Source organism: Fretibacterium sp. (assembly GCF_057312375.1).
Map to the genome: position 1 here is coordinate 1 of NZ_DBHLDX010000063.1, position 10,805 is coordinate 10,805.

A 10,805-nucleotide genomic window follows, 5' to 3' on the forward strand; every position below is an offset into this window, starting at 1 on the left:
GGCCTTTTTTTCTCCTCTCTCCCCCTTCTGTTGCTTTTAGATTGTAAATCCAAGCCCGATAAAAAGCTCTACCTCTTCGATACCTTCGAGGGCTTTGATGGGCGCGATGCGGACGTCGACCGGAAGAAAAATTTTTCAGCGGGCTCGCAGGATTTTTCGCAGACATCCGTTCCGCTGGTCTTGGAGAAAATGGAGCACGGAGAAAACTGCATCGTCAAAAAAGGATGGTTCCCCGACACGGCGGATGGCATCGATGAGAGCTTTTGCTTCGCCAGCCTCGACGTTGACCTGTATCAACCGACCCTGGCAGGGCTTCGGTTCTTTTACCCTCGATTATCGCCGGGCGGTTACCTCATGATCCATGATTTCAACAACGGAGAGTATCCGGGCGTCCGTCAGGCAGTCAAGGAGTTCTGCACCGAAAACCATGCCGGATACGTCTGCCTTCCGGACTTCTGCGGATCGGCCGTCATCGCGAGGTGAAAGACCTTGCGTGAAGGCCTTCACTTTCCTGGAGGCGACGCAACTTCCCTTCCGATACCTTTTAATGGACCGATACCGCTTCGCCACTCTTGGCTCCGACTGTCCTGCGTTCATGCCCTGCAGCGCGGGCCGCAGCCTGGCCCGCGTTGTATAATGAAAGGAAACGCGCGCCAAACGGGCGCGCTGGAGGGACGTCATGGACTTTCGCGAAGCCGACGCACTGGTGGACGCTTTCCTTACCTACCTTGAGGCAGAGCGCGGGCGCAGCCGCCTGACGGCGGAGAGCTACGCCTCCGACCTGCGTCAGTGGCTGCGCTTCTGCCAGACGGCGGCCCTGCCCCCCTACCCGATGGAGGAGGCTGCCGTTTCCGCGTTCCGCCGCAGCCTGGAGGCGGAGGGGAAGGCGCGCTCCACCCAGCAGCGGGCCATCGCGGCGCTGAGGTCCTGGGGACGCTACGTGGAGATGGAGCGCGGGGAGGACAGTGAGTTTCCCCTTCCGGAGCTGCCTAAAAAAACTCAACTGGAGCCCCGCGTCTTGAACGAGGCGGAGATCGAGCGGCTCTTCGAGGCCTGCCGGGGCTCAAAGCCCCTGGACGTGCGCGACGCCGCCCTCGTTGAGGTGGGCTACGGCTGCGGCCTGCGGGCCAGCGAGATCTGCGGCCTGAAGGTGCTGGACCTGGACTTCGAGTCCCACCTGCTGCGAACGGTGGGCAAGGGGGACAAGGAGCGCGTCGTCCCCTTCCTTGGGGGCGCCGCCCGCAGCGTGCGGACGTACCTGGAGGCGGCGCGGCCGCAGTTGAACGGACGGGGACTGCCCTTCGTGTTCCTGTCTTGTCGGGGGCGCCGGCTGAGCCGCGTGGACCTCTGGCGCATCCTTCGGCGGCGCGGCGAGATGGCGGGGATCGCACGCGCCCGTCTCTACCCCCACATCCTGCGCCACAGCTTCGCCACGCACCTTCTGGCCCGCGGCATGGACATGCGCACGCTGCAGGAGATGCTGGGTCACTCCTCCATCATGACGACGCAGGTCTACGCCCACTTCGACCGCGAGATGCGGGACGAGTACGATCGCTTTCACCCCCGCGCTTGACGGGTTAGCCGAAAGGAGCCGCGGACTTCTCTTCCAAAATATTACCTAACGGAGATAACGAGGAGGTTATGGAATGGTTCAGGATGACAAGAGCTCCTATGAGTGTGCGTTTGACGCCGCCCTCTACATCCTTCAGAGGCAGAGGGTATATTGTGAGCCGCTGACGGCCGTGGTGCTGGGGTCGGGGCTGGGGGCCGTCGCGGAGGCGGTGGAGGACCCGTGTACGGTGGACGTGGAGGACATCCCACACTGGCCGGTGCCCACCGCGCCGGGGCACGCGGGGTGCGTGGTGCTGGGGAAGCTGGAGGGCCGGCCCGTGGTGGTGATGCAGGGGCGCATACACTACTACGAAGGCCATTCCATACGCAGAGCGGCGTTTCCGGCGCGCGTGGCGAGGATGATGGGCGTGCGCCAGTACGTGGCGACGAACGCCTCCGGAGGGATCAGCGCGCAGATGGAGCCGGGCACCATCGCGGCGGTGGAGGACCACATCAACCTGATGGGGGACAACCCCCTGGCCGGCCCCCTCGACATGCGCTGGGACGTCCAGTTTCCGGACCTGACCCACGCCTACAGCCCGCGCCTCCTGAAGCTGCTGGACCGGGCGGCGGATGAGGCGGGCGTGCAGCTGCGGCGCGGCGTCTACGCCGCCTTCAAGGGACCGTCCTACGAAACGCCGGCGGAGATCCGCATGGCCCGCATGATGGGGGCGGACCTTGTGGGCATGTCCACGGTGCCGGAGGTCATCGTCGCCAACTCCATGGGGCTCGAAACCGCGGTGCTCTCCTGCGTTGCAAACAAGGCTGCAGGCTTGTCGGAGAAGCCGCTGACGGCACGGGAGGTCCTGTCTGTCATGGCCAAGTCCGCGCGTCCCCTGACGGCGATCATCCGCGGGCTGATGCGGGAGCTCAACCGGGAGGACAGCAAGGAGCAATGAGCACGTTGGGTCCGAAAAAAAACAGCGGGGCTGCGTCGGGCGGCCCATCGAGGACGACGGGGTGCGGGGCAGGATGGCGGGGCCTATTGAGATGCGCCATGCTTCTCTGCCTTGTGGCCGCGACCTGGGGAGGCCCTGCCTGGGGGGCCGCTTTCGTTTCCTTCCCCACCAGTTGGGACGTGGGGCAGGCCTTCGCCGTGTCGATCACCTCGGACGCCGACTACGACGCCCCGACGGTCACGTGGCTCAAGCGGACGGTATCGCTGGACGTGGAGCCGGGGGGCGACGGGCGCATCTCCTACGCGCTGCTGGGCTCCTACGTGCGCGATGTCAAGCCGGGGGAGTACCCCATCCTGTTCGAGTTCACCCAGGGCGGGCAGCGCTTCCACGTGAAGGGTAAGGTGGTGCTGCGGGCCCGGAAGTACCCCCAGGAGCGGCTGAGGGTCAGCCCGAAGATGGTGAGCCCTCCGAAGGGCGAACAGGCCCGCATCAAGCGCGAGGCCGCGCTGGCCGCGCGGGCCAAGGGGACCATGACGGTGCAGCGCAAATGGACGACGCCAGCCCAAAAGCCCCTCGACCTGATGAAGGTCACCAGCAGCTACGGCTTCCAGCGCGTCTACAACGGTACGCCGCGCGGCTACCACGCGGGGACGGACCTGCGCTCTGCGGTGGGCACGGCGGTGCGCGCGCCCTTTGCCGGGACGGTCATCCTGGTGGGCGACCACTACTACGCGGGAGGCAGCGTCTACGTGGATTCGGGGAACGGGGTGGTGAGCGTCTTCTTTCACCTGAACGAGAGCCTGGTGAAGGAGGGGCAGCGCATCGCGCGCGGGCAGGTCGTCGGGCGCAGCGGGCGTTCGGGCCGCGTCACGGGCCCGCACCTGCACTATGGCCTGTGCCTCGCGGGACAGTACGTCGACCCCATGCCGCTCTTTGAAACGAGCGTCACGCAGCTCCTGAAGCGCGCGGGGCGGGCCAGGGTGGCGGATTGATGCAGCGGCGAGGCCATCCGCCCGGTCGGCATCACCGCTGCATCAGGTGGATGGCGAAGCCCCCGATCTCGCGGTCCAGGTAGACGAAGGTCAGCCGCCCCCGCTCGTCGTGCCGTTCCGTTTCGCTGCGCGTCCCCATGCCCTTGCGGGCGAGGAAGGCCAGGGCGCGCGTCATGCTGAGGACGGAGAGCGCGATGTGTCCGTGCATTCCGAGGAAGGGCGTCTTCATGAACTCGAAGCCGTCGCCCACGAAGAAGCTCTTGTTGCCCTGCCGAAGCGGGAAGCCGAAGAGGTCGCACATGAGCTCGGACTCCTCCTGAGCCGTGCCCGCGTCCGGTTCGTTGATGCCCACGTGGTCCAGCTCAAAGCCCACGGCCTGGATGACGGCCTGGCGCGAAAGCCGCGCGATGTCGTCGAACCTCTCCGCGGCGATGAGGTCGGGCGGCGCCATCCAGCTGCCCGCCGCAGCCAGGACGCAGGGCAGGGCCAGGTAGCCTTGAAGGTTCGTGGCGTTCACGCCCCCGGAGGGGATGTAATGCATGGCGTGGTAGGGGGCCGCGAGGGCGCGCAGCATGGCCGGCCCGCCCGACTGTTCCGCGGGGAAGAAGCGCACCAGGGAGAGCCCCGACCGAAGCCCCTGCTCCACCTGCGTCGGCGTGTTGGCGCCGGGGATGACGAGAATGTCGTTTTCCGTGCAGTACCTCACCAGCTCCGGGTTGAAGCCCGCGCTGGTGATGAACTTCGCGCCGGCGGAAACGGCCTTCTGAGCCTGTTCCACGGTCAGCACGGTGCCCGCCCCCACGAGGAGGTCCGGCAGCTCCGAGGCCAGGACGCGGATGGATTCCTCCGCCGCGTTGGTGCGGAACGTGACCTCCGCCACGGGCAGGTCCCCCGCCAACAGGGCCGTGCCGAGGGGCAGCGCGTGGTTCGGGTTGTCTACGGTGACGACGGGTATGACGCCGACGTCCGCAATCTGCTGCAGCACTTCGTTCATGTGTGTTCTCCCTTCTCTCTATAACAAAAATCAACAACAAAAATAAAAACGTCCAGTCGCCGACACTATCCAGACGCGGAGAGCAACCCCGTCCGCCGGCTGTGGTGAAACGCCGAAACGGGTTGCGCCGACGCTTCTTATGAGGCATTGTACTATAGCGCGGCGGGAAAGGCCAGAACCCGCCGTCCTGCGCTGTGCCCTCCTCCTGATCTCCCCCGAGCCTCGTCCTGTGCGTCCCTCATGTGCTATGATTTTCCCAAAAGATCGGTCGAAGCCGTGGACCCAGCCGAAGCAGAGCGCGAAAGACACCTTTCCCTGGCGCGCGCAGCCCGTTCTGCATCGTGATTACGGGATCGTCAGCATCCCATGAGGAGGTCATCTGAATGCGAAACGTTCCATCCGAGCTCGTCGAAGCGCGGGACTTTCTGTGGCTGAACCCGGACGTGAAGCCCTTCGCGGAGGCCGATCCCGGCTTCCCGCTGAACGAGGCCATGGTGGAGGACGCGGCGGCGCGGCTCCGCCGCTTCGCTCCGTTCCTGAAGCGCCGCTTCCCGGAAACGGGGGACGGCATCATCGAGTCCCCCCTCACGGAAACGCCCCGCATGCAGGCGGCGCTCTCCGCTCCCGTCCCGGGCCGCCTGTTCCTGAAGCGGGACGGCGACCTGCCCATCGCGGGGTCCGTCAAGGCGCGCGGCGGCATCTACGAAGTGCTCTGCCGCACGGAGGAGCTCGCCCTGAAGGCCGGCATCCTGCGCCCGACCGACGACTACTCCGTCCTGGCGGACCACCGGGACTTCTTTGCCCAGTACAAGATGCAGGTGGGCTCCACGGGGAACCTTGGCCTGAGCATCGGCATCATGTCCGCGGCCATCGGCTACCAGGCCATCGTCCACATGTCGTCGGACGCGCGCCGCTGGAAGAAGGACCTGCTGCGCCGCCACGGGGTCACGGTCAAGGAGTACGACGGCGACTACAGCGCTGCGGTGCGGGAGGGACGGCGGCTCTCGGACGAGGACCCCAAGAGCTTCTTCGTGGACGACGAGAGCTCGCGGATGCTCTTCCTCGGCTACGCCGTGGCGGGCGGGCGCACCAAGGTCCAGCTGGAGGAGCTGGGCATCGCGCCGGGGACGGACCGTCCCCTGTTCCTCTACATCCCCTGCGGCGTCGGCGGCGCGCCGGGGGGCGTGACCTTCGGCTTCAAACAGCTCTTCGGCGACGGCGTGCACGCCTTCTTCGCCGAGCCCGTTCAGGCTCCCTGCATGCTGCTGGGCATGGCCACGGGCAAGGGGAACGGCATCTCCGTTCAGGACGTCGGCCTGACGGGGCGCACCCAGGCCGACGGGCTTGCCGTGGGACGGCCCTCCGGCTTCGTGGGGCGGGTGATGAGGGACATGCTGGACGGCATCGCCACCGTCAGCGACGGCCGGCTCTACGATTACCTGCGCCTGCTGGAGGGGACCGAGGGCCTGTTCATGGAGCCGAGCGCCTGCGCCGCTTACGCCGCGCTGGAGGCCGTCTTCGGGACCGAAACGGGGCGGATGTACTGCCACCGCTTCACGGAGGAGCAGCTGAGGCGTTCCGTCCACGTCGTCTGGAGCACCGGCGGCCGCATGGTCCCGGAGGAGGAGCGCGCCGCGTATCGCTCCACGAGGCTTTAATCCACCTGTGTTATCATAGTTTCACTGGGGGAATTTCTCTTTCAAGAAGGAGCTGCTGCCGTTTGGAGCTGGACCGCGAAGCTTTAGCCGGGGGGAGCGCGCAGGAGGTCTGGAGCGCGCCGCTGTGCCACGCCCTGAGGAGGCGCATTGGTCGCGCGCTGGCGCGCTGGCGCATGATCGAGCCGGGGGACCGGGTGCTGGTGGGCCTGTCGGGGGGCAAGGACAGCCTCGTCCTGCTCCACGCGCTGTCGGACCTCCGGCGGCGCAGCCCGGTTTCCTTTGACCTGGCCGCCTGCACCGTGGGCCTGACGGGCATGGACACGAGGGGGCTGGCGGCCTACTGCGCGGCCCGGGACGTGCCCTACGCCGTGGCGGCCCAACCCATCGTGGAGATCATTCAGGAGCGCCAGGAGCGCTCCCCGTGCAGCTTCTGCGCCAACATGCGCCGCGGGGTCCTGAGCTCCTGGGCCGCACAGCACGGCTTCAACAGGCTGGCGCTGGGACACACCATGGACGACGCCGCGGAAACATTCTTCATGAACCTGCTCCAGGCCGGGCGGGCGCGGAGCTTCCTGCCCGTCGTCCACATGTCGAGGGCCGGCGTCACGGTGATCCGCCCCCTGGTGCTCTCCACGGAGCCCGCGATCGTCGACGAGGCGCAGCGCCTGGCCCTGCCGGTGCTGGCTCATGCGTCCTGCCCCTGGGCCGGGCACACGGAGCGGCAGCGCGTGCGCACCCTCCTGGCCGACCTTCGGGTCGACGTGCCGGACCTGAACGGCAAGCTGCTCAACGCGCTGGAGCGCCTGAGCGGCCAGGATGCATGGCGGGAGGGGGCCTGACCGTGGCGCGGGAGGAAGCGGTCCCTGGGGACGTCAAGATGACGCCCTGGCTGGATCAGTACAAGGCCTTCAAGGAGCAGTACTCGGACGCGCTCCTGCTGTTTCGGATGGGGGATTTCTACGAGCTCTTCTTCGACGACGCCCGCGTCGCCGCGTCCGTGCTGGACATCGCGTTGACCGCGCGGGACAGCGAGAAGAAGATCCCCATGGCCGGCGTGCCGTACCACGCGCTCTCCCTCTACCTCGGCCGGCTGATCAAGGCCGGCTACCGCGCCGCCATCTGCGAGCAGGTCGGCCTGGTCCCGCAGAAGGGCGTGGTGGAGCGGCGCGTGGTGCGCGTCGTGACGCCCGGCACCTACGTGCCTGAGGAGGGGACGGAGGCGGGACACCTGGCCGCCCTCCTGCCCCTGCGGAACGGACGCGTGGCGCTGGCGCTTCTGGCCGTGGAAACGGGCAGCCTTGAGGCCGGCACGCTGCCGGAGGAGGAGGCCGCGGCGCTGCTCTCTGCCTTCGCGCCGGGGGAGGTGCTCTTCCCCTCCAACCTGGAAGGCGCCCTGCCGGGCTTTCTGGAGGGACAGCCCCTGCGCCCCGCCGCTCCGGAGGCCTTCAAGACGGCGAACGCGGCCCGTAGGCTCTCCTCCGCCCTGGGCGGGGCGCGCCTCGCGTCCTTCGGCGTCGAGGAGGAGGACCCCTGCGTGGGACCGGCCTGGGCCGTGCTGGACTACCTCTCCGCGACGCAGTTCAGCGCGGTGCGCCACGTGCTGCGCGTGACGCCGCTCTTCGTGAAGGGCCGCATGGTCATCGACGAGGCCGCCCAGCGCAACCTGGAGCTGATCCCGGAAACGGCGGCGGGGGGCGCCTCGCTGTTCTCCTGCCTGGACCGCTGCCGCACCCCCATGGGGCGCCGCACGCTGCGGGGCTGGCTGCTGCGCCCGCTGATGGACGTCGCCGCCATCGAGCGCCGTCAGGCCTGCATCGGCCTTATCGCAGACGACGCGCCCGCGTCGTCCCGCCTCCAGGACCTCCTGGCCGGGACGCGGGACGTGGAGCGCGCCCTGTCGCGCCTCGCCCTGGGCGAGGGGACGCCGCGGGACCTGGCCGCGGTCCGCGACACCCTGCGCCTCCTGCCGGACCTCCTCGCCGTGGAGTTCCCGGAGCCTCTGGCGGGCCTGTTCCGCTCCTTCCCCGACGCCTCGGAGCTCCGCCAATACCTGGAGGAGGCCCTCGAGGACGACCTGCCGCGGGCGCTGGGACAGGGGGCCGTGATCCGGTCCTCCTTCAGCTCCGAGCTGGCCTCGTGGCGCGACGCTGCGGGGAAGGGAGAGGCCTGGCTGGCGGACTACCTGGAGCGCGAGCGCGCGGCCTGCGCCACGCCGCGGCTGAAGGTCGGCTACAACCGGGCCTTCGGCTACTACCTGGAGGTCGGGCGCACGGGCCTGACCACGGTGCCGCCCCACTTCGAGCGCCGACAGACCCTGGTCAATGCGGAGCGCTTCGTCACGGCGGAGCTTCGGGACTTTCAGGACCGGATGCTGCGCAGCGAAGGGGAGATCGCGCGCGTCGAGGGGGAGCTGTACCAGCAGGTGACGGAGCGCGTGGTGCAGGCCGGCGCCGACCTGCAGGTGACGGGGCACCTCCTGGGCGTGCTGGACTGTCTGGCTTCCGAGGCCGTCGTGGCGCGGGAGCGAAACTTCGTCCGCCCCACGGTGAACGACTCCACGGAGTTCTCCGTTCGGGGGGGCCGCCACCCGGTGCTGGAGGCAGCCATGGAGGACGCGGCCTTCGTCCCCAACGACGTGACGCTGGGGGGCGACGGCGCCCGCGTCGTCATCCTGACCGGCCCCAACATGGCGGGCAAGTCCACCTGGCTGCGCATGACGGCGCTCCTCGCCATCATGGCCCAGGCGGGCCTCTGGCTCCCGGCGGAGAGCGCCGTCATAGGCCTCGTGGACCGGGTGTTCACGCGCATCGGTGCACGGGATGACCTGGTGCGGGGCAGCAGCACCTTCATGGTGGAGATGCTGGAAACGGCCAACATCCTGAACAACGTCACGGACCGCAGCCTCGTGATCCTGGACGAGGTGGGACGGGGGACGGCCACCTGGGACGGGATGAGCATCGCCTGGGCCGTGCTGGAGCACCTGCAGGCAGAGAGCCGGGCGCGCGTGCTCTTCGCCACACACTACCACGAGCTGACCCACCTGGAGGACAAGCTTCAGGGTGTGAAAAACCTCAGCATGGCCGTGGCCGAGGGCAAGACGGGGATCCTGTTCCTCCACCAGGTGACGCCCGGCCCCGCGGATCGCTCCTACGGCATCGAGGTGGCGCGGCTTGCGGGCCTGCCCCCCTCCGTGCTGCGCCGGGCCTTCGAGCTCCTGGAGCTCCTCGAACGCGAGGGCTTTGAGCGCGCGAACCTCCCGCCCCCCCTGCCCCAGAGAGCGCTGAGGCGTCAGCTCCTCCTGTTCTCGCCGGAGACGGACGCCGTGGTGGAGGAGCTGGCGGAGCTGGACGCGGAGGTCCTGACGCCGGATCAGGCGCTGGAGGCCCTTCGCCGGCTGAAGGAGAAGAGCGTGAGGGCGTTGAGTCATGCCTGAGATTCGAGAGCTGCCGGAGGGAGTCTGGACCCGCATCGCGGCGGGCGAGGTGGTGGAGCGTCCGGCCTCGGCCGTCAAGGAGCTGGTGGAGAACGCGTTGGACGCGGGCGCGCGCCGGGTGCGGGTGCGCCTGTGGGATGGAGGGCGGCTGCGCATCGTGGTGGAGGACGACGGCTGCGGCATCGGCTTCGAGGACCTGCCCCTGGCGCTTCTGCCGCACGCCACCAGCAAGCTCCGGGGCATCGAGGACCTGGAGAACATCCGCACCCTGGGCTATCGGGGCGAGGCGCTGGCCAGCCTCGTCGCGGTGGCGGACCTAGAAATTCGCAGCCGGCCGGAGGGCGGGGCGGGCGGCCTGATCCGCGCCTCAGGGGGGCGCGTGACGGAGCACGTCGCCGCAGCCTGCGCACCGGGGACGCGCGTCCAGGCAGACGAGCTGTTCAAGGAACTCCCCGCGCGGCGCAAGTTCATGAAGAGCGCGTCGGGCGAGCTGCGCCGCGCGGCCTCCGTCATGCGGGAGTACGCCGTGGCCCGACCGGACGTGAGCTTCGCCCTGGAGCACGACGGGCGCGAGGTCCTCTCTACGGACGGGGGCGGGGACCGCCGGCGCGTCCTGGAGCGGTTGTGGGGCGCAGAACCTCCCATTCAGACGGCGGAGGCCGAGGCCGGACACCTGTCCCTCGTCGCCTGGCTGCAGTCACGGCAGGGCCGCAGCGACGTCATGGCCTTCGTCAACGGGCGCGCCGTGAACGACCCCGTCGTCAAGGGGGCGGTGACCGCGGCCGCGCGGGAGCTGACGGGGAACTGGGCCCTGTTCCTGTCCCTGGACCCGTCGCTGGTGGACGTCAACATCCACCCGGCCAAGGCGGAGGTGCGCTTCCGCTACGCGGGGGAGGTGTTCGAGGCCGTGCGGGAGGCGGCGGGGAAGCTGGGCGCCCCAGCCCCTCTGACGTTCCCGTCGGCGGGCGCGGCGGCACCGGACGCGGGGTCCCGCGCCGCCGTCATGGAGCGCGGCTGGAGCTTCCGGGAGGGCCCGACGCTCCGTCCTACGGCCCCGCGGCTCGACCCGCCCCCTGCGTCCTCCCCTCCCCTGCCGCCCTTCAGCCGCGTCATGCCGCCCGACTTCGGGGGGACCGCCCAGCCCGAAGCGGAGCCCCCCCCGGCACCGGCGCCGTGGAGGGAGGAAAGCGAGCCGAGCCCGGAGCCGGAGGGCGCGCC

Annotated in this window: 9 protein-coding genes; 8 read left to right on the top strand and 1 reads right to left on the bottom strand. The window is 68.9% G+C overall.

All coding sequences use genetic code 11. The features are described 5' to 3' along the window. The 4 genes from ACO41U_RS08545 to ACO41U_RS08560 all read left to right on the top strand — a co-directional run. A partial coding sequence (locus tag ACO41U_RS08545) for a TylF/MycF/NovP-related O-methyltransferase (RefSeq protein WP_485943164.1) occupies positions 1-483 on the top strand: 483 nt, incomplete at its 5' end. 196 nt (positions 484-679) lie between these two features. Continuing rightward, a complete protein-coding gene (locus tag ACO41U_RS08550) occupies positions 680-1,573 on the top strand; it encodes a tyrosine-type recombinase/integrase (RefSeq protein ID WP_485943166.1) in 894 nt (297 codons plus the stop codon). A gap of 73 nt (positions 1,574-1,646) precedes the next feature. Further along, positions 1,647-2,510 (top strand): purine-nucleoside phosphorylase, encoded by an 864-nt coding sequence (locus ACO41U_RS08555; protein WP_298780266.1) that lies wholly within the window; start codon positions 1,647-1,649, stop codon positions 2,508-2,510. After that, a complete protein-coding gene (locus tag ACO41U_RS08560) occupies positions 2,507-3,502 on the top strand; it encodes a M23 family metallopeptidase (RefSeq protein ID WP_485943168.1) in 996 nt (331 codons plus the stop codon). Before ACO41U_RS08555 ends, ACO41U_RS08560 begins: the two co-directional genes overlap by 4 nt. A 31-nt stretch (positions 3,503-3,533) precedes the next feature. On the opposite strand, the gene eda is transcribed toward ACO41U_RS08560, so the two are convergent. After that, entirely contained in the window at positions 3,534-4,496 is a 963-nt protein-coding gene (gene eda, locus ACO41U_RS08565) for a bifunctional 4-hydroxy-2-oxoglutarate aldolase/2-dehydro-3-deoxy-phosphogluconate aldolase (RefSeq protein WP_298780264.1), read from the bottom strand. Positions 4,497-4,879: 383 nt separating this feature from the next. Between eda and dsdA the strand changes: the two genes are divergently transcribed. The 4 genes from dsdA to mutL form a co-directional block, all read left to right on the top strand. After that, entirely contained in the window at positions 4,880-6,154 is a 1,275-nt protein-coding gene (dsdA, locus tag ACO41U_RS08570) for a D-serine ammonia-lyase (RefSeq protein ID WP_485943170.1), read from the top strand. 62 nt (positions 6,155-6,216) lie between these two features. Beyond that, positions 6,217-6,993, top strand: a complete 777-nt coding sequence (locus ACO41U_RS08575; protein ID WP_298780261.1) for a tRNA 2-thiocytidine biosynthesis TtcA family protein — start codon at positions 6,217-6,219, stop codon at positions 6,991-6,993. Positions 6,994-6,995: 2 nt separating this feature from the next. Beyond that, positions 6,996-9,587, top strand: coding sequence for a DNA mismatch repair protein MutS (mutS, locus tag ACO41U_RS08580; protein WP_485943172.1), 2,592 nt, complete (start codon positions 6,996-6,998; stop codon positions 9,585-9,587). After that, on the top strand, positions 9,580-10,805 hold a 1,226-nt coding region (mutL, locus tag ACO41U_RS08585), incomplete at its 3' end, for a DNA mismatch repair endonuclease MutL (protein ID WP_485943174.1). The genes mutS and mutL, both read left to right, overlap by 8 nt.

Coding starts and splice junctions, on each gene's coding strand:
- dsdA (WP_485943170.1), top strand. CDS start 4,880: ATGCGAAACGTTCCATCCGAGCTCGTCGAAGCGCGGGACTTTCTGTGG.
- ACO41U_RS08550 (WP_485943166.1), top strand. CDS start 680: ATGGACTTTCGCGAAGCCGACGCACTGGTGGACGCTTTCCTTACCTAC.
- eda (WP_298780264.1), bottom strand. CDS start 4,496: ATGAACGAAGTGCTGCAGCAGATTGCGGACGTCGGCGTCATACCCGTC.
- ACO41U_RS08560 (WP_485943168.1), top strand. CDS start 2,507: ATGAGCACGTTGGGTCCGAAAAAAAACAGCGGGGCTGCGTCGGGCGGC.
- ACO41U_RS08555 (WP_298780266.1), top strand. CDS start 1,647: ATGGTTCAGGATGACAAGAGCTCCTATGAGTGTGCGTTTGACGCCGCC.